The following is a 19,542-nucleotide window of genomic DNA, read 5'->3' on the forward strand; positions in this document are numbered from 1 at the left end:
TCATTCTATCCGCAATACTCATGATTATGGGGGAAGAAAGAGAATTTTCCTTTTTGGGTTTTCATGGTACTGCTGAAAGTTGTGCAATCAGTATTTCCGGAACTCAGGAGTTTACTTATGGTACCCCAAGAAAAGATCATTGGTTGGGAAAAGGGGCTTATTTTTTTAAAGATGATGAACTCCAAGCTGAGTATTGGGCAACTAACAAAGTAAATAATCATGAAAATTTTAAAGGACAAAAGCCATATGTTATAGAAGTATATATAAATGTTAAAGATAAAAACTTTTTAAATCTTGATACTAGAGGTGGACTCGAGCAACTTGATGATTATCTGGATGTTCTTAAAAAAGAGGGTATGTTAATTTCACAAAGTGAAAAAAATACTCCAGATAATATTAGGTGTTACTTGTTATCATTATTGCCTGATTCAATTTGGGTAATACAAAGAACTTTTTATGTTCAATCTAGATATGATAATAAGAGAATGTTCAAGGAAATGGAATTACACCTTCATGGCACTCAAGTTTGCGTTAGGAATAATGAAGCGATATGTCCGGGGAGTATAAAGGTTAAGGAGGTTGATCTAAGGGTTCGAAAACCTGTACGAAAATCTCCAAGACTGTTCTAAAGGAGGGACAAATAATGAATTTTAAAGTTGATAAGCAAAAGGCATTAGAGTTAGCAAAAGAATTAGGATTAGATGTTTCATTTGGTTCAAAAAATCCTGGCGTGATAATGGGTTCAGGGGAACATAAAGATTTTAATGATTTCTTCCCAGAAATAAACTATGAATTCAATCAAGCAAAGTTTATTACAAAGGACTCAGGGGAGTTATCTAACTTGTCGAAGAACATCACTATTAAATCAAGTGATAAAAAGACCCAAATGATTTCAGTAATAAGCATCGATAAGGATTTTGTTACTGACAGTCATGGAAAATGGTCTTGGGCTTCTTAAGGAGTATAGAATATGAAGGCAGTATTACAATTTAGAGATTATCATGTATTAGAAACAACTTATAAAAATAACCCGTACAAAACCGTGGAAGAAGAAAAACCTTTACACCCCAACATCTTTTTTAAACTCGATGTAAATCCCGAAAATATTAGTCAGGCAATTGTGGGACTCGGTATTGAGTTGGGGGATAGTAACCTAAAAGAAACTAGTTTTTATGTAAAGGTACGAATATCTGGCTTGTTTGAGATATTATCTGAAATTGACGTGGTTAATGAAAATCAAATTATTAATTTTTATAAGGTGAATGCAGTAGCAATACTATTCCCTTATTTACGTAGTCTTGTGTCAGACATTACTAGCAAAGGTAGTGAGGCACCTGTAATTTTACCAACATTGAACATAGCCGCTATGATAAATGAAAATGAACTTGAGGAAAATGAAGATGAATTTGCAGAATTAGAATAGGGACCTTAGGCATGCATTGAGATGGTCTATATTCTTATTCTGCTTATTTTTTTGTAATTAACTGAATATTTTGACATTAAATACGACATTTATGGAACATGGGGGCGGTTCGCGTGTTCTAATTTGAGCCGTTTTTTGCTTGTGGCTCTGTTATCAATCTTAAATTATAGAGATATGTGATTACGGTCATAAGAATGTACCACTTCTGCCATGTTTTTTACCAGCGATTGTCATAGGTTTTACCACTTGTTGCTAACATATTTACCAATGGGGTAAGATCAGGAAAACATGGATTATAACTTTAAGGGACCTGAAAGATAAAAAAGTCTAATACCTCCATATTTTTACCGAGGAATTAGACTAATGATCTACAACAATCGCGTCCGATTGTGGAATAGCAAGGAGTTTCTATTAGCTGGTTTAGTGAAATCTAGATTAGATGTGTTCAACATATTCTGCAACTAACCCATCTGGATGCTTAACGATCATATTCTTTCCTGTAGGAACTCGAGAGGGTTCTCTAATTATTGTTGAACCATTGTTTTCTAAGAAATTTTTAAATTCATATACTGAGTCCACTAAAAAAGTAACTTTTGTCTGTTTAAAAGGTTTTAAATCTTCTTCTTTACCGGAAATAAGTAATAAGTCATCAATCGATGCTAATTCTAAATTTTTTAGTGGCATTTCAAATCTCATATCAACGTTATGGTTTGTTAATTTTTCATAAAAAGCAATTGCAGAGTCAAGTTCGTTTACATAAATGCGGACCAGCTTTTTTAAAATCTTCACCACAAATCCTCCTCGTATCTCATTTAATTTGTTTACCACTATTTAACATTATAAAGATCCCTTATTCAACTGAAGGATGGCATATATACAGTATCGGTAAAAAAACATTGAAATGATGCACCTTTTATCATTGTTTATATGTAACCGTAGAATGGCGTTTAAGGACTTGACTTGGAGCCTCTGTGGGTACGATTTGTCTTGAAAGGCTGAAGCAGTTGTTTCATCAGGCAAACGAGCCTATCATACCCACCTCTCCAAGTAAAGTCCTATCGTTGTTTACGTTGTAAACTATAATTATTTACTGAATAAGTAAACAAAGATAGAAAAGGGCTGATTTTGTTTCGTTATTTACGATGATTACGGTCAAAAATCATACTGTATATATATTTGTCTTTAGATTAATAACTACAATGACAATTGGAACATCCCATCGGTTCTTCAATTATGACACCTAAATCAAAAAGAACGCACCCTCGGAATAAAGAAATGCGCCCAATTGTTGAAGAAGATACTGGTATTTATCATATTTATTCAGATAACGTTCAAACTATTAGTTTTAGGTGCCTTATTATTGTAATTGTAAAATGAAAAACGCAAAGAGGAAAGTTTTGTTTTTGTTCTTAAAAGGAAGCCGATTGGAAGCGCCTTTTCCCCCAAGCCTACATCTTCTGAGAGGATTTATTGGCTAGATGATGTATTTCTACTTTGAACTCTCCCTTGTTTCCTATTTTGTTCAAACAATTGGAACAATAGAAGAAAGGGCATTTTTCAGCCATAGAATCATATAGGCATTTTGTTAAGTGAAATAGTTTTTTCTTCTCTTCTAAGTTCTATTCACCCTGAAAAAGCCCCTTCTCAATTATTTAAGTTGGGGCTCGATACTTCTTAATTAATCTTTTCAGGCATACCTAGATAGTATCCTTGAGCCATACGTACACCTATATCTCGTGCAGTATTTAGACTTTCTTCATTCTCTATTCCTTCCAGTACTAAATTTACATTTGTATTGTCACAGTACGAAAGTACAGATTTAATCATGTCTTGCTTATTTACAGATTTCTCAAGGTTTTTAGAAAAATATCGATCTAGTTTTATATAATTTGGTTCAAATTCAATTATTGATTGCATGGAAGGCCAGCCTTTACCAACATCGTCAAGGGCAATTGAAAATCCATACTCTTTTAATAATTTTACCCTTTCAAACAATAAATTTAAGTCGAAAGTATCAGTTTCATTAATCTCAAAGATTATGTGTTGACAGGACTCCTTGAATTTTGTAAAAATATCATTTAGAAATGCAGGAAAAGTTTTATTTATAAGAGTCGATGGGAAGACGTTTATAAATAACTTTAATTCTTTTTTCATAAACCTTCTATTTATGAAATGGGAACTCGTTAGGGCTTTATGGATAGACTTGGTGTCTAGATCATAGAGCCTATTTGTTTTTTTTGCCTCACTAAATATAAAATCAGGAGAGCCCATATTTGTTCTTAACAGGAATTCACCACCAATTGATGAATTATCATTCAGGTTATATATGGGTTGAAAGTAATGTTCAAATTGATTTTGATCAATTAAATTATTTAATAAACTTTTAGTCTTCAAAAATCTCTATCCTCCTTTCAATGGCAAAATAAAAATCCACCAAAAAGGTGGATTAGAAAAGTTTTTACATAACCATCTCTTTGGTAACCCGGCTACCATAGTTGTAATAACGTTAGGCCCGTGGCTTTGCGTCCCTATTTTTCAATAGGTTTGCCATTTAACTTTCGGTATGATATTTAATTTAGAATAAATTATATATCATATTGGTTGGAATTACCACTTGTTTTTTGGATAAAAGCACAGTATTGACAGATCCAAGAGAAACTTCGCTTCCCTCCAATATAGGTCCGCAGCCTCTTATCAAGGGTGCTATAAATATTGTATTGTTTCTGTATAACACGTAGATTATACGAAATGGCAAAGCCATTGAAAAATGGTGGCGCAAAGCTATAGGGACTAATGTTGTTTTACAACTATGTCAGCCAGTTTCCGAATACAACAAGTTTTATTCCGTCGATTTGTGTGGATTAAGGGGAGGAATCCATGTGTTGAAAATTTTTATGAAGGTCGGTTATTATTTACACCGTTATTTACAAGGATACAATGAAGTACTGTCAAATGACGCCTTATGTGAAGAACTTAAATCTAAGTTCAGATCTAAAGCAATATACCATGGGCATAAAGCTAAGAGTTTATTATCAAGATTTTAATGGAATGCCGGGACAGTTCTTGTGTTCCAATTTAATAATGGAATACAAGAACCGTCCCTATGTTCCTGGGATAATTAAAACCCGATAATGCACATGGCTGTTCGCTGCATTTGTTTTTCTAATATATATTGGGATTCTTGTAAAGAGATGCGTTGTCCATTTTTAAATGTGACCACTGATTGAACGCTTAGTTGGTCGGGAGATTTATATGTTGATATGTATTTGACATGATGATAGAAAATCCAGTTACATTCAAACGATTTTGGTGAGTGGGTTGGAAATGCAAAAATTTCGTCTTTTGGATTAATTGGAATGGGAACCTTTTGCTGTGAACCGGTCCTATAACTTACAGCTCTACGTCTTCCATCATAGGTAGAACCGCCTTCTAGACAGGCATCCTTGACAATTTGAATAGGTGTTTTTCGAACATAGAATTGTTGGTTTTCTTCAAGTACAAGTGTGGAGTATTCCGTATGAGCAACCGATAATAAAGCCATCGTATTTTGATTTACCTCATAATGATTGATGATTTGTTTCATAATGACACTCTCCTATTTTAGAATATTTTGATGATAGTTTAACAACTTAAACAATCGACATTTTCTTTTCTAATAGAAATAATATCCACTTATGAAAACGTTTGCAAATCATTGAAAAATAAGTACATGCAATATTTATTTAGGGAATTTTACCTTTTTTCTAGCTTTACTAGCATTTCGAATTGCGGTTTCATATCGTTAAAAAGCTGATCAATGCTAATGCCACGACCGACAAATATTTTATACAGAGTTAGAGCATCCGGTAATTTTTCACCTCGTTCAATCTTTCCTATATAGCTGTCGTCAAGATCTGTTTTTGAAACAAATTCTGATAATGTTAACTTTTTCTTACTGCCTTCATAACGTTTTTGTCTTAAAGTTTTACCAAATAAATTTCGAAACAGTTTTCTTCTTAGCATTCAATCAGCTCCTTAATAGGTTTGATTCTATTATCATTTAAAAAATTACATTTTTCCACACCCTATCGGTCACATTTTGTTCAAATTCTAAGATTTTTTTAGTTCATTTTTGAACCATGGGGTCGGGAACTCTGGCCCAAACTCAATCTAGTACTTTTTTAATATAGACTTATCCGCGTATTATCCTGCTTTTTCATCATATTCCAGCAAAAAAGTTTAGATTTTTTACAAATATTCGCATTTTTACTGTACAATAGTCCTATTTGGTGTAAAATTAAAAATAGATTAAGTGATAAAAAATTGAAAAAGGCAAAACTACAGAAATGTAGTGACGCAAAGCTATAGGGACTAATCCGTTATGTATGGAATGTCAGCCAGTTACCGTAATTTTGAAGTAAAAGACTTGTTCCTTTTATTACGGAAGCAAGTCTTTTTTATTTTTTTTAAATGAAAAAGGAGATAGGTATTACAATTTGGAGGTAGGGCAAAATGTTGTGGGATTCTAAAGAAACAGTTCAGAATTTACTTACTGCATTTCAAATGTCGCCATTAGCACTGATTGCACTTGATTCAAACATGACCGTTAAATACTGGAACAAAACGTCTGAAAAAATGTTTGGTTGGAAAGAAGAAGAAGTTTTAGGTCAGGCTTTTCCCATTATTCCTGACTTTGAAGCAGAGAAATTCAAAAAAATGTTTGCTGGTATCATGGCAGGGCATTCAATGCCTAGTACAGAAGCAAAAAGGCTAAGGAAAGACGGCACACTAATCGATGCTATGATTAGCCCGTTGCCATGGTATGATGGCAATCGAAATGTAAAAGGTTATCTTGTCGTTATTAATGACATAACCAATTACAAAAACATAGAAGATGAGCTTAGGAACCAAGAAGAAAAAGCGGAGCATATGGCTTATTTCGATTACTTAACCGGGCTTCCAAATAGAAGGCTTTTTGAAGAAGAACTGAAGCGCAAATTTGAAGAGGCAAAACATAGCCAATCCGTGTTGGCCTTAATGTTTCTAGATCTGGATGGGTTTAAATTTTTGAATGATACGTTGGGGCACAATATTGGTGACAAGCTTTTGAAAGAAGTCGCGTTTCGCTTGAGTAATATTAGAAGAGTAACAGATTTTGTTTCACGGTTAGGGGGAGACGAATTTACTGTTATTTTATCAAACCTTAAAGAATTGGATGAGATTCATGACGTTGCTCAACAAATTTTAAAGCTTTTTGAGTTGCCATTCAGGGTAGAAAATTATGAACTGTTTATTACAACCAGCATTGGTATCAGTTTATATCCTTATGGGAGCAACAACATCCAAGACTTAGTAAAAAATGCGGATCTCGCGATGTACCGGGCGAAGGATGAAGGGAAAAATAAATATCAAATTTTTTCGCCTACTATGAATATCAGCACGTATAAAAAATTCATTCTGCAAAATGATCTTAGAAAAGCTGTACAAGAAAAAGATATTTTTTTACTATACCAACCTAGGGTCGACAGCAAGTCTAATAAAATCGTTGGGGCAGAAGCCTTGGCTCGCTGGAAACATCCTGAATGGGGAATGGTATCCCCTGAGGAATTTATCACATTAGCAGAGGAATCAGGATTAATCAATACGATTGGTGAGCAGTTGTTATACATGGCCTGCGCTCAAAATAAAAAATGGCAGGATCAAGGGTATGACTCGATTAAAATTTCCGTGAACTTTTCAGCGCTGCAATTTTTACAGGTCAACATCGTCGATACAGTTGAAAACATTCTAGCAGCAACTGGACTTGAGCCGAAATGGCTTGAAATTGAGATTACCGAGACCGTTGTTATGGAAAATGAAGCAAATATTGCACTCAAATTGGAACAATTACGTGAAATGGGCATCAGTATTGCCATTGACGATTTTGGAACCGGCTATTCCTCCTTAAGTTATTTGAAAACGCTTAAACCGAGCACAGTCAAAATTGATAGATCATTTATTCAACAAATTCCAATTGATATCGAGAATACCGAAATTGCTACAGCAATCATTAAGCTGTCTGAAAAATTAAAGATAGATGTTGTCGCAGAAGGAGTAGAGACTAGCGAACAATATGCCTATTTACGCAAAATCCATTGCAATGAAATGCAAGGATATTTATTCAGCAAACCCATCGCAAGTGAAGAATTTGAAAGAATACTTAAAATAGGCAAGTGTTTGCCACACACTGGAGTTTTAACGGAAGATTCTTCTTTTGAAAATCGCCGTGAATATTTCAGAATTGAATTGCCAAGACCGTTAGTAGCAGAAATGACGATCACTTCATTAGGTGGAAAGGCAGTACAGTTGGGTATGACGAAGGTGTTAATTGAAGATATAGGTCCTGGAGGTGTCCGGTTCACATCCAATATTAAATTACCACCACGGCCCGATTTAATTTTAAAATTAAAAACATACATCTTGGAACAAACTCTTGAGGTTAGCGGATCGATAGTTTGGACGAATGAAGTAGATAACCTTCAACAGTATGGATTAAAATTTACCATAAAAGACAAACTACGGGATTCATTAACCAGTCTACTTAATCAATTTCAAGTCTTGATTCGGAACAAGACCGTCTCCTCAACTAGCAGCTTCTTAGTGACAAGCAAACAGCAGTTTTTTAGCCCGAAATTGCAGAAGTGAATGCAAGAACCATGGGGTCGGGAACTCTGGCCCAGAAAGTGGACCAGTGGGTCGGAAACCCTGCCCCACCATTCTTGACAATATGTTTATATGTTACATATGGCTTTTGTTGTAGTAGTGATATTTAAAGTTTCATAGTTTCTTACTTAAAGTTTGGTCACCCTAGTTTGCTTCGAATTTTAAATAGGGTGATATGACAGGCTTTTATTGTCCGATTACAGTAATGGTACCGCGGAATACTTAGAAGGTGCGCATTTTCAGAAGGACAATGTCTTGATTTATCAAAACAAATCAATAGAGGAAGTCTTGCTTCAATTTGAACCGATGGTAAAAAAACAGATTCTTTCATTACAAGTTTTCAAGGGTCAAGAGGAATTTTATCAGATTGGGCTAATAGGGCTTTGGGAAGCTTATCAACGCTTTGACCCCGAAAAAGGACCCTTCCCAGCCTTTGCGCAGAAAACGGTAAGGGGGAGAATGTTGCAACACATGAAGGAACTGGCTCGATTTGAGCAGAGGTATACTGCTGTAAGTGATGAAGTGCTAGAGTTTATCGAGGATACGGGTAGTGGAGTGCCATTGGAACGAGAGATCATTTTGTCATATTGCGATGGACTATCAGAAAGACAATTGGCGTGGGTGAATCATGCGATAATCGAAAATAAAAAGCTTCGTGAAATTTCGAAAATAGAGGGGGTACCAGCCAACCACATCAAAAGTTGGAGAAGGGAAGCATTAAGGAAAATGCTGAAGAATTATCAGGAGATTCATAGGAGTTAAATTGGGACACGGGGTCGGGAACTCTGGCCTGGGGAACTCTGGCTTGGTATAAAAAAATTACTTAGATTCCTAAATTCACCTGTTTTGTAAGACTTTTGTAAGAATTTTGTAAGACGCCTTCTATATAATCTATTTTGTAGTTCAAATAGAATAGGAGGAGAGTAGCAGTGGGAAATCGGAGAAGGTTTCAAAGATTTTTACCAGTTGTAATGGTTCTAGCTATGATTTTATCATTTTTTGGAACCAACGTTTTTTCTTCAGGGTCAGACATAAAGGGGCACTGGGCTGAAGAGGAGATTAGTGAGTGGGTAGAGAAGGGTTTGATTGGTGGTTATAAGGATGGTAGTTTTAAACCTGATGCCTCGATTTCTAGGGCTGAATTTATTGCGTTAGTGAATCGTGCATTCGAATTCACTGAGTCTAGTGAAACTGGTTTTAATGATGTTTCGACGAAAGATTGGTATTACAGTGAAGTGCTGAAAGCAAAGGCCGCGGGTTATATTGGCGGATACCAGGACGGAACAATTAAGCCGAAGAACAATATCAATCGCCAAGAAGTAGCGGCTATTCTGTCACGTCTATTGAAAGTAGAAAACGCTGCAGATAGTGTCGAGCAATTTAAGGACAAGGGGAGTATTCCACAGTGGAGCAAAGGCGTTGTCGGTGGTATTGTGGCACAAGGACTTATGAAAGGCTTTAACGATGGTACTTTTAAGCCGTTAAACAATACAACAAGAGCCGAGGCGGTTGTTATTTTAAGCCGTGCCCTGAATGGCGTCGGCCAGACTGTGTCAGAAAAAGTGTATGACACTGCTGGTACTTACGGCCCGGCAGCTGGATTAGAAACAGTGAAGGGTAATGTTGTAGTAACTGCTCCCGATATAACTTTAAAAAATATGATAATCGAAGGTAATTTAACCATTGCTAAGGAAGTTGGCAACGGGGAAGTTTATCTAAAAGGCGTAACCGTTAAAGGGAAAACGTATGTTAACGGCGGCGGAGAGAATAGTATTTATTTTGAAGATACTGTTCTTTTAACAGTTATCGTTAATAAAGCAGATGGTACGGTGCGGATCGTTGCAACTGGAAGTACGACAGTTCAAGAGGTAACACTACAATCAAATGCGAAGGTGGAGCAGGTTGGCACAGAAGGAGTGGCATTCCAGGCGATTACTCTTGCTGAAACATTACCTGCAAATTCCAAAGTAACTCTCATCGGTAATTTTGAAACGGTTGATATTCAGGCAACCACAGTTGCAGTTGAGATTCCTCGAGGATCTATTCAAAATCTGAATGTAGATAAAAAAGCAAAGGATACAACTATCAATTTAGCTAAAGATGCGAAGATCATTTCTTTGGTGCTTGAAGCTGCTGTAAAGGTGTTGGGCGATGGAACGATTGACAAAGCTTCCGGTTCAAAAGCAAATGAATCTTCATATAAAAATAAACCAATTAACATGACTAGAAATACCGGTGGCGGTGGGGGAGGCGGTAGTTCCTCTGGAAATGGTGGCTCAACCGGGAGTGGGGATACGACACCACCAACCATTATATCCCTATCCCCGGAAAACGGTGCTAAAAATGTATCGTTATTACGTGATTGGGTAATTACTTTTGATGAAGATGTAACAGCCGTTGAAGAAAAGTTTATTACTATTAAACCTGTTGATGAAGATATTGTAGTTACTGCGGCTTCCGAAGACACTGAAAACTCAGAGGGAAAGATTGATATACCAGTCTTAAGTGATTATGTAATTGTATCAGGAAAGGTTGTTACAATTAAACTTTGGAATTACCTAATGGAACATGTATATGTTGATGAGGATGAATATGAAACATTTTCAAGTGAAACAGAATTTGAAATGATGACAGAGTCTGACGATCCTTATAGTTCGAAAGTATATGTTACAATTCAAAAAGGCGCCTTTAAAGATAAGGCCGGAAATGAATTTGCTGGAATAAATGACAAATCCACTTGGAGTTTCTCAGTTTCATATGATCCGCTCACACCGATTGAAATAACAACAGCGTTTGAGAATGAAGGAAATATTGATGAAAAATATAGCATGGATGGAGGAAATGTTAGTTTACCAGTTGAATGGACAAAAGTTGAAGATGCCCAGTCCTATATAATTCTTTTAACAGACTTGGATACGGATCATTTCGTTCACTGGATTGTTAAGGATATTCCAAAGAATATTAACAGTATAGGTGAAGGAGTTTCACGAACAGATGAAATGGTAGGTGTTGAGTTAAAAAACAGTTACCCACCATTCTATGCACCTAACGACAAAGGTTATGGTGGACCACAACCAAATATTAAACATGAATATTTATTAGAGGTTTTTGCTTTAAATGTTGAAAAATTTGACCTAGCTGAAGATGCAAGCCCAGAGGATAGTCTTGATGCTATAGGGGCTGCAATGCATGAGGGGAAAGTAATTGGTTATGGAGAAATTTCGGGTACTTTTGGTCCGGAGGTTGATGGAACTAAGAGTATTATAAGTTCTACAATGTCAGATACTATATCAATTGATACCGAGTTTACATTTGATGTGAAGGTAGTGGATACTAAAGGGAAACCAATTAGGGGATTAGTATATAGCGACGAAATAGGACAATACGATTTTGACTTTAAGTTAGAGGAGTATGTTTATCTAGATGTAATTAGTGTCGTAGAAAGTGATGAGACACCTGGCCTGTATACTGTGATCGCAACACATGGGGCAGAAGAAGAAATTGAGATTACGGGCTATGTACTTGGTATTCCTATCACATCAGGAAACTTATCATTTAAAGTAATTGGCAATCCCCCTTCAGTTAATAAGATTGTCCTAACATCGAAAGATAATATAATTGATATTGATGGAACTGATGATCTTGTTATTGAATTTAGCAAGGAGCTTTCCGATGAATCTAAGCATGCTATCCTACAGTATTTAACTGAACAAGGGATTGGAATAGAAGCAGAAAATAAGTGGGATACATGGTATTCAAAACAATTATGGATAAAAAACACAGTAGAATCAGATGCTCAATTTACAATACCAAAAAATCTGGTTTATGATGGTTCAGGAAATAGTCCGGCGGAAGATATAGTTATTAAAATCCCAAATAAAACTTTATCATTAAACGGGATTAGCATTTCTTCCTTTACTGATACAAATCCAACAGCTGGTTTGATATCTGGTATAATTGAGTTTACTAAAGCTGAAGATGAATCAATAGTTACTGATTACACTATCTATATTTCTGACAGAGATACAGAAGGAAAGTGGATTAAAGATTTAGCAAAATACAATGTTAAAGCAAATAATAATCCGAATTATAGTGTAACTATTGATAATTTAGATGTTTCTGATGCTACAACTATTAGGATAGAGGTACAACCAAATAGTGGAGAAATTTATAATTGGCATAAATTTTCAGAAATAACAGACAACTCGATCGGTGGGGATGAGGGTGAACCTGATATAACCGCACCAAAAGCTACATCAATAACCGTAGATGAAACAGGTTTGAAAATTCTAATTGTTTTTGATGAACCAATTGTTTTGCACGATTCATTAAGTAAAGACATGTTTACTGTAAAAGTGGACAAGGACGAAGAGTTTTATATAATTCCGGTAATAGATTATAAGGAAACTGAGAATCAAAACGAACTGGAGTTAACTCTTGAAGAGCCAATAAAAGTAGGATTTGATGTGAATATTGGATTCAATGGCGAAGGTAGTTTAAGCGACACTACGACACCACCCAATTTTGTTGAAACAACTTTAGGTTTAGGATATGTTACTAATAACTCGAATGTTGGAGTACTAACGGATCAAAATTAAACTATTTGAGGTAGCGTTAACGGCGACGTTTTTCCTGTTTTCTAACGTAAATAACAATATTTCCATAAGCAACAAACAGCCAGCGCCTTTCGGACGCTGGCTGTTGATTTTTTCTATAAAATTAATCTATCTCTACATCGCCGCCATCGCTACCATCCGCATAGAATGTATCTAATTTTTTACCATTATCTGCATTCTTAACAGTTCCATCTATTTCAGCCTTTTTAAATTCATATAGGATGTCGTCAACGATATCTTGTAGGAATCTAAGTTTATTTTTTTTACTAAGATCGTTCCAATCATCGGCGTTAACTTCAATTGTTAGATCAATTTCATCCTCATCACCATCTAATGAAATGTCAATATCATCGATTCCATTATAATCATAGTAATCATCATTTAATTCGTCCTCTAAATCATCAAGGTCTGTATTTGTAGCGGTAAGTCTTACTTTATCTGATGAATCGATGTTAAAACTAGCTAATTGCTTACTGCTATTATCAGCATCTTTTATTGTTCCTTTAATATCGGCATCCTTAAATTCTTTCAAAATGTCATTAATGATAGCTTGAAGGAATTTTGTTTTCTCGCTGCTAGTGAGAGAATTCCAGTCCTTTCCGTCTACATCAATACGGACATCAATTTTATTTTTGTCTCCACTTAACATAATATCAACATCATCGAGGTCATTGTAATAATCATAATAGTCATCATTTAGTTGTTTTTCTAAAGCATTAAGGTTCCCTGTTTTTTGGGATTCTTTTAATTTATTAATCTCAGCTTGTAGCTGGGCAATTTGTAAATCTTTTGCTTTAATTTGTGCAGTAAGCGAATCGACTGTTGCTTGGCTGATAGGTGTTGTAATATCCTTGATCGTAATCGTATTTGATTCACCATTCCACTGCACGTTTTTGTTATATAATTCTCCCATCATTCTAAGAGGTATGTACGTTACCCCATTCAAGAGAAATGGTTCAGTCTTTGGATCAATTGTAACTTCCTGGCTGTTATTGATGATTTTAATATTTTTATAATGGGCATCAACTTTTTTAAGAGCTGAAGAAGCGTCCACGCTAGTTGTGAACAATACCCCACTCAGAAGCGCTGTTGCGGATAAAACGCTAAACGGTTTTTTCCAATTTTTCATAATAATAAATCCTCCTCTAGTAGATTAATAGTCTTCCCCTCTTATTTTAGACGAAATTCTACATAAAATGGTTTCAAATTCCAAAGAATTTTTATTTTTTTTCCATGTTGAGCTGTGGGGTCGGGTGCTATGCCATGCCATGGGGTCCCATGGGGTCGGGAACTGTGTCCCGTATTATTAAGCAATAGAAGAGAAATAGGGACAAAGGCTGTCCCTATTTCAGCCCTTTATGTATTTAAAATAAAATGCTTATTTACAATAGCTACCAAATTATGAAAATGAGGTTTTACAACGAAATCTATTGCTCCGATTTTAATTGCCTCTTTAATAATGATTTGTTGTCCTCCTAATGACGAACAAATAATTACCTTGGCTTGGGGATCAATATTAATTATTTCTTTTAAAGCATCCATACCATTAAGCACAGGCATCGTAATATCCATTAATACAATCTCAGGTGAGTAAATCTTGTATTTATGGATTGCATCCATTCCATTTTCCGCTTCTATAATCTCCCGATAGTTTGATTCAATTAAAATATTTCTTAAATGACGTCTCATAAAAAGAGAATCGTCAACAATTAGTATTCCCTTCAATAGAAACATCCTTTCGCAAAATAGGACTATTTTACAATCATTTAATCCCAATATTATCATGTACAATTGCTATAATTAACCGGGAAAAAACGGTAAAAACTTTGGGCCAGAGGGTCGGGAACTTCGGCTCACTTTTAGATACCTCGTTGTAAGATCTTTGTAAGATTTTTGTAAGATTCCATCTGTATAATATTTTGTAGTTCAAATGGATTAGGAGGGAGGCTTATTCTTATTCACAAAGATTCTTACTTGTTGGCTGTAACATAAAGGTAGGTTCAAAAGTATTTATAAAAATATCGTTTAGAAAGGGGAATGTAATGTCATGAAAAAGAAATTAGGAATCATCGGTTTGTCAGCTTTACTTTCCATTAGTACAGTGCAAGCGACATCTGCTGCAGGGCTTTGGTCAGAGGATCTTTGGGGGGATGAAAATCCAACAACACCAACAACTCCTGGATCCACCACTACAGATTGGTCAACAAATCTAGACTGGGGTCAGTCAAACGTGCAGAATAATGACCAGGGATCTCCCTATACGGATTTATGGTCAGAAGGTCTTTGGAAGGAGCCTGAGAAAAAAGAGACGGAGTCAAAGCCTAATCAATCTAATCCATCGACAAAACAAGATATATGGACCAATCCAAGTTACGTTGAGCAATGGTCAGAACCAGAATATGTTGAAGTATGGACGAATGTCGTTACAACGGATCAATGGGCTAATTTGGTGAAAACATCTGAGTGGTCAAAAGCTGTGGAAACTGGACAATGGGCAGATGTCGTTAAAACAAAGGAAATGCAAGCCTTGCAACAAACTAAGTCATGGGACAGTCTGCTAGACGTGCAACCAATAGCTTGGATGGATTTAGAATCTATTTTGGAAATGCCGCCAGGAGAGGTTTCATTTGACACGCCACCGATAGTGGAAGATGGTCGAACTTTCGTACCTCTTCGAACAATTCTGGATTTAACAGGAGCCGAAATGGATTGGAACAATAGTACTCAAACAGTAACTGCGAAGAAAGGGGATATTACTATTGCCTTAACGATCGGCTCGAAAACGGCCTACGTTAACAATAAACCCGTTACCTTAGATGCGCCTGCAAAAAATAAAGATGGCCGTACCCTAGTGCCATTGAGATTTGTTTCTGAACAATTAGGGTACAAAGTGAATTATGATGCTGCTGCAAGTAAGGTTACAATCAATGATAAGTGGCATTTTAGTACAGATCCAAAGACATATGCGAATAAAAAAACAACACCTAAAACAAATGGATCAAACTCAAATTCAAACTCAAACGATTTGATCTATGGAGGATTAAACGATGCCCAATGGAATGCCATGAAAATTTTTGAAAAGTATGGTGCTAGTGGCGGTTTTGGATTAAATTATTGGGGACAAAGTGGATTTTAGATGCAACAAAGGGTAGGAAGATAACTTCTCTATCCTTTTTTTGTGGGATGGGACGCGGGGCTGGGCGAGCCACAGGACCGGGAACTGTGTCCCATAAAAATAAAATTCGACAAAAAATGACAAAATGTGATTTATCTCACTTTTTTTTATTTTTATAAGTGATATAACAAAAATTGTTGTAGGATGAAAATAATGGTATATATAGTATAAGTATAATACAAATTCTTTCCTTATTTTAAATACAATTTGATACAATCTATTGGAAGAGAATGGGAAGTGAAGTGTTACTACGTTCCAATCTAGGAACTCCAGATATATGATCCTCAAGTATTGCGTCCCTACAATTTTCAAAAAAGTGCTTCCATATCAAACCTATTGCTTATTAACATATTCCCATCTACGATTTTACACCCAGAATTCCCTAACCTTATTAAAACAGCATCACTTCAATTTTCAATATAAGTAAAAGTTTTTGTAGCAAGTAAATAGGTAATTTTAAAACCATCAATAATTAAGAACAGAGGGATAGCGTGAAAGTAGGAGTTACAGGGAAAATCGTTGGTATTGTTATTATCCTTTTTACAATTTGTTTTGTCATGATTTCATTTGTTTTTTATTTTACTGTCTCAAAACAGGTAAAGGAGTCTGCTGGACTAGAATTGATAGGCTGTGCCAATATTACGACTGGTGTTATTGACCCTCATTTACTTGAAAGTGTTGCTAGTGGAAGTCAAAATGACTTACTAAAACTTGAAGATCAAATTGGTTGGATAATTGAAAAGAAGCCTATATTTTTAGATGCTTACATTTTAGACTTTGAAGGTAAAATTATTGCAGCAGATAAATCCTTAAAATCACAGGGAATTATCGCGGGAGATTCGGTTGATCTAGAACCGGAAGTCATTGAGAAAATTAGAGAAATGAAGCATTCAACCTACTCTGATATATATTCATATGGAGGAATCAAACGCGTTACTGGATACGCTCCAATTTTTAAAGATAATGATTCTTCTAAAGAGGTAGTAGCAATTAATGCAATCGACTTTGATGCGGGGATCATTAATAAGAGGGTATGGGAGACTCTAGCATTTCCAATAGCTTTGGGAGTCGTGCTATCGGGTATTTTGGCTATTATTACAATTCTGTTTGTTAGAAAAATTATAGCTCCGATTAAGGTTATTACAGCCCATGTAAATGAGCTTTCAGAAGGAAATCTACAAGTAAAACCGCTTGAAATACATACAAACGATGAACTGGGTATGTTGACAGAAGATTTTAATGAAATGGCCTATAATTTTAGGCAAGTTATTAGGCAGATTGAAAGTAGTGCTGAACAGGTAACAGCATCGTCTCAAGAATTACAAGCTACTAGTGAACAGGCCACTAATGCAACAAAACAAATTTCTGCTGCTATTCAAGAGGTTGCTAGTGGGGCTGAAATCCAAGTTACCAGATCGGAGCAAAGCGCAATGGCAATGGAGGAAGTATCGAATGGCATTCACCGGATTGCCAAGTTTTCAATGACTGTGAAGGATTCCGCAGAGGATGCAGAAACCTTGTCAGAACAAGGATATCTCTCTATTCAAGAAGCCATCCATCAGATGGAAACCATTGAGGCTGGCACACAAAACACTACGGCAGCCATGAGAAAGTTGAGTGAACAATCGCAGGAAATCGGAAAAATTATTGATGTCATATCCAATATAGCAGAACAAACGAATTTACTCGCACTAAATGCAGCGATTGAAGCAGCACGGGCAGGGGAACATGGTAGAGGTTTTACAGTTGTTGCTGATGAGGTAAGAAAGTTAGCAGATCAATCACGTGCATCTGCCACCCAAATTGTGCAGTTAATTCAAGGGATTCAAAAAAATACGGAAGTTGCTACTAGTGAAATAGAGCATAATATTCATGAAGTTGATGCAGGAAAGGCAGTCATCGGCAAAACAGGTGAGGTATTCCAACAAGTATTGATAGCAGTTGAACATGTTTATGGTCAAATTCAGGAAGTATCAGTTACTTCGGAACAAATTTCTTCCAATACGGAGGAAGCCACAGCGTCAGTTGAGCATTTAGCCGAAATCGCCAGAGAAGCTTCTGGACAATCGCAAAGTGTAGCAGCAGCCTCCGAAGAACAATTAGTTTCTATGGAGGAAATCAATGCCTCAAGTGAAGCCTTGAGTAAATTAGCACTGCAATTACAAGAATTAGTGACTAAATTTAAAGTATGATGAATGGGACAAATAGTCGGGGTGGGACGCAGGGTCGGGAACTGTGTCCCGTATTAGCTAAACTGGGCTAGAAAATCAGACACTAGGCCAGAAAATCCGCCCCCACGTCCCAAACTTTTTCTTTGTAATTTTAGCTAAACTTGGTATAATACTTAATTATTCGAATACGAAATATTTCACATTATTACATGATTAAAAGGAGGATGAGGGACTGAGAACGGGGAGTTGGAACAGGAGAGTCATCCTCGAATTCCAGGGTTATGAAAATACATACGAACAGCATTAGAAAACAAATTGGAAATATTAATAAATCTTACTATGATCTTATTACACACGAAATTGGGGATACGAATTTAACAGTGCCGCAAGTGTTGGTTTGTCGCTGTATTAAGGATGAGCCACAGATGGTATCTTCGATTAGTGAAACGGTTAAGCTTGCCAATAGTACGGTTTCAAGTATTATTGACCGTTTGGAGAAAAATGGCTATGTTACTAGAATTCGAGATTCAAAAGATCGTAGAATTGTTTGGGTAGCGGGGACAGAAAAGCTGACGCAATTACGGAAAAAAATGCCGGTACTTGAAGAGAGCTTTTTTGAAATTTTATTTGAAGATTTAGATGAAGAAAGTGTGGAGCAGATTTATCGTTCGTTGGAACTATTGGCCAATCATATGATGAAAAAGGTTGCAGAGTATAAAAAGGAATAATATTTCGTGTTCGAAATAAAATGTTGGTTTTGGAACAGGCGAACCGTCCCCGTGTTCCATAAAAATAAAATAGACAGGGTGGGAGTATGGAACGTAAGAAATCTTTAATCTTGATACTTATTATAATAATTGGTGCCGGTATTGGAATTGGTTATTATTATTGGTATCAAAGTGCGCATTATGTGAAAACAGAGGATGCTAGGTTTGCAGGGGAATTGTATAAGGCTACACCGCAAATTACTGGTGAAATCTCTAATGTTTTTGTAGAAGAGGGTGAGATTGTCCAAGAAAATCAAACCTTGGCCGAGCTCGATACCGCCAATCTTGATGCAAGTTCGATAAATAAAGCAATTGTAAAAGCACCAGTGAGCGGGACCGTTGTCAAGGTATATTCAAAGACAGATGAATTAGCATCACCTTCTCAGCCGATTGCTTTAGTAATGGATTTAAATGATTTATACGTGTCTGCCAATATTGAAGAAACCGATATAGGAAAAATAAAAGCAGGTCAAGAGGTCACCGTTTCCATTGATGCATTAGGTGGGCAAAAGCTGAAAGGGAAAGTAAGTAAAATTGGAAAAGCAACGAATTCAACTTTTTCCTTATTACCAGCAACAAATACGAGCGGTAACTTCAATAAGGTCACGCAAAGAATACCGATTGAGATTACTGTTTTTAAACCAAAGGATTTAGAATTAATTCCAGGGTCGAATGTGGTTATCAAAATTAAGATCAAATAGGGGAGGGC

Annotated in this window: 16 protein-coding genes and 3 riboswitches; of the genes, 10 read left to right on the forward strand and 6 right to left on the reverse strand. The window is 36.0% G+C overall.

Annotated elements, in window-relative coordinates:
- The 3 genes from P9E47_RS00005 to P9E47_RS00015 form a co-directional block, all read left to right on the forward strand.
- Positions 1–629: hypothetical protein (locus P9E47_RS00005; RefSeq protein ID WP_326162177.1), on the forward strand; the 629-nt coding region annotated here is incomplete at its 5' end.
- Between the two features lie 14 nt (positions 630–643).
- The gene (locus P9E47_RS00010; protein WP_326162178.1) at positions 644–958 is read left to right on the forward strand and encodes a hypothetical protein; all 315 of its coding nucleotides are present in this window, start codon (positions 644–646) and stop codon (positions 956–958) included.
- Positions 959–970: 12 nt separating this feature from the next.
- Positions 971–1,423, forward strand: coding sequence for a protein-export chaperone SecB (locus tag P9E47_RS00015; protein WP_326162179.1), 453 nt, complete (start codon positions 971–973; stop codon positions 1,421–1,423).
- Between the two features lie 435 nt (positions 1,424–1,858).
- Here the strand turns inward: P9E47_RS00015 and P9E47_RS00020 are convergent, their stop codons facing one another.
- The 4 genes from P9E47_RS00020 to P9E47_RS00035 form a co-directional block, all read right to left on the reverse strand.
- Positions 1,859–2,212, reverse strand: a complete 354-nt coding sequence (locus P9E47_RS00020; protein ID WP_326162180.1) for a VOC family protein — start codon at positions 2,210–2,212, stop codon at positions 1,859–1,861.
- Positions 2,213–3,097: 885 nt separating this feature from the next.
- A complete protein-coding gene (locus tag P9E47_RS00025; protein WP_003329944.1) occupies positions 3,098–3,817 on the reverse strand; it encodes an EAL domain-containing protein in 720 nt (239 codons plus the stop codon).
- A gap of 79 nt (positions 3,818–3,896) precedes the next feature.
- Positions 3,897–3,982: riboswitch (cyclic di-GMP riboswitch) on the reverse strand.
- Positions 3,983–4,163: 181 nt separating this feature from the next.
- A riboswitch (cyclic di-GMP riboswitch) is annotated at positions 4,164–4,251 on the forward strand.
- 290 nt (positions 4,252–4,541) lie between these two features.
- Positions 4,542–5,006 (reverse strand): competence protein ComK, encoded by a 465-nt coding sequence (locus P9E47_RS00030; protein ID WP_326162182.1) that lies wholly within the window; start codon positions 5,004–5,006, stop codon positions 4,542–4,544.
- A 149-nt stretch (positions 5,007–5,155) separates the two neighbouring features.
- Positions 5,156–5,425, reverse strand: a complete 270-nt coding sequence (locus P9E47_RS00035; RefSeq protein ID WP_003329942.1) for a helix-turn-helix domain-containing protein — start codon at positions 5,423–5,425, stop codon at positions 5,156–5,158.
- Positions 5,426–5,723: 298 nt separating this feature from the next.
- Positions 5,724–5,811: riboswitch (cyclic di-GMP riboswitch) on the forward strand.
- 103 nt (positions 5,812–5,914) lie between these two features.
- On the opposite strand from P9E47_RS00035, the gene P9E47_RS00040 reads away from it, so the two are divergent.
- The 3 genes from P9E47_RS00040 (at position 5,915) to P9E47_RS00050 (ending at position 12,702) form a co-directional block, all read left to right on the forward strand.
- Positions 5,915–8,086: an EAL domain-containing protein gene (locus tag P9E47_RS00040; protein WP_326162184.1), complete on the forward strand. Its 2,172-nt coding sequence runs from the start codon at positions 5,915–5,917 to the stop codon at positions 8,084–8,086.
- Positions 8,087–8,359: 273 nt separating this feature from the next.
- Positions 8,360–8,866 carry a sigma-70 family RNA polymerase sigma factor gene (locus P9E47_RS00045; protein ID WP_326157361.1) on the forward strand — a complete coding sequence of 169 codons (507 nt, stop codon included), beginning with the start codon at positions 8,360–8,362 and terminating at the stop codon, positions 8,864–8,866.
- A 167-nt stretch (positions 8,867–9,033) separates the two neighbouring features.
- Positions 9,034–12,702, forward strand: a complete 3,669-nt coding sequence (locus P9E47_RS00050) for a YbhB/YbcL family Raf kinase inhibitor-like protein (protein WP_003329939.1) — start codon at positions 9,034–9,036, stop codon at positions 12,700–12,702.
- Positions 12,703–12,823: 121 nt separating this feature from the next.
- Here the strand turns inward: P9E47_RS00050 and P9E47_RS00055 are convergent, their stop codons facing one another.
- Both P9E47_RS00055 and P9E47_RS00060 read right to left on the reverse strand, forming a co-directional pair.
- Positions 12,824–13,849: a stalk domain-containing protein gene (locus tag P9E47_RS00055; RefSeq protein ID WP_326162185.1), complete on the reverse strand. Its 1,026-nt coding sequence runs from the start codon at positions 13,847–13,849 to the stop codon at positions 12,824–12,826.
- 227 nt (positions 13,850–14,076) lie between these two features.
- Complete coding sequence (locus P9E47_RS00060; protein ID WP_407697153.1) at positions 14,077–14,445, reverse strand: response regulator; 369 nt, start codon at positions 14,443–14,445, stop codon at positions 14,077–14,079.
- 322 nt (positions 14,446–14,767) lie between these two features.
- On the opposite strand from P9E47_RS00060, the gene P9E47_RS00065 reads away from it, so the two are divergent.
- The 4 genes from P9E47_RS00065 (at position 14,768) to P9E47_RS00080 (ending at position 19,534) form a co-directional block, all read left to right on the forward strand.
- Positions 14,768–15,856, forward strand: coding sequence for a copper amine oxidase N-terminal domain-containing protein (locus P9E47_RS00065; protein ID WP_326162187.1), 1,089 nt, complete (start codon positions 14,768–14,770; stop codon positions 15,854–15,856).
- Between the two features lie 530 nt (positions 15,857–16,386).
- Positions 16,387–18,087 carry a methyl-accepting chemotaxis protein gene (locus P9E47_RS00070; RefSeq protein WP_326162188.1) on the forward strand — a complete coding sequence of 567 codons (1,701 nt, stop codon included), beginning with the start codon at positions 16,387–16,389 and terminating at the stop codon, positions 18,085–18,087.
- Positions 18,088–18,347: 260 nt separating this feature from the next.
- On the forward strand, positions 18,348–18,794 hold the full coding sequence (locus P9E47_RS00075; RefSeq protein ID WP_003329933.1) for a MarR family winged helix-turn-helix transcriptional regulator: 447 nt from the start codon (positions 18,348–18,350) through the stop codon (positions 18,792–18,794).
- An 86-nt stretch (positions 18,795–18,880) separates the two neighbouring features.
- On the forward strand, positions 18,881–19,534 hold the full coding sequence (locus tag P9E47_RS00080; RefSeq protein ID WP_003329932.1) for an efflux RND transporter periplasmic adaptor subunit: 654 nt from the start codon (positions 18,881–18,883) through the stop codon (positions 19,532–19,534).
- Positions 19,535–19,542: the final 8 nt, after the last annotated feature.

It is taken from the genome of Schinkia azotoformans, from assembly GCF_035811335.1.
GTDB lineage: Bacteria > Bacillota > Bacilli > Bacillales > Bacillaceae_J > Schinkia > Schinkia azotoformans.

What these genes read in the sequence shown, in the direction of transcription:
- P9E47_RS00010 (WP_326162178.1), top strand. Translation starts at nt 644, where the DNA reads ATGAATTTTAAAGTTGATAAGCAAAAGGCATTAGAGTTAGCAAAAGAA.
- P9E47_RS00015 (WP_326162179.1), top strand. Translation starts at nt 971, where the DNA reads ATGAAGGCAGTATTACAATTTAGAGATTATCATGTATTAGAAACAACT.
- P9E47_RS00030 (WP_326162182.1), bottom strand. Translation starts at nt 5,006, where the DNA reads ATGAAACAAATCATCAATCATTATGAGGTAAATCAAAATACGATGGCT.
- P9E47_RS00035 (WP_003329942.1), bottom strand. Translation starts at nt 5,425, where the DNA reads ATGCTAAGAAGAAAACTGTTTCGAAATTTATTTGGTAAAACTTTAAGA.
- P9E47_RS00040 (WP_326162184.1), top strand. Translation starts at nt 5,915, where the DNA reads ATGTTGTGGGATTCTAAAGAAACAGTTCAGAATTTACTTACTGCATTT.
- P9E47_RS00055 (WP_326162185.1), bottom strand. Translation starts at nt 13,849, where the DNA reads ATGAAAAATTGGAAAAAACCGTTTAGCGTTTTATCCGCAACAGCGCTT.
- P9E47_RS00065 (WP_326162187.1), top strand. Translation starts at nt 14,768, where the DNA reads ATGAAAAAGAAATTAGGAATCATCGGTTTGTCAGCTTTACTTTCCATT.
- P9E47_RS00075 (WP_003329933.1), top strand. Translation starts at nt 18,348, where the DNA reads ATGAAAATACATACGAACAGCATTAGAAAACAAATTGGAAATATTAAT.
- P9E47_RS00080 (WP_003329932.1), top strand. Translation starts at nt 18,881, where the DNA reads ATGGAACGTAAGAAATCTTTAATCTTGATACTTATTATAATAATTGGT.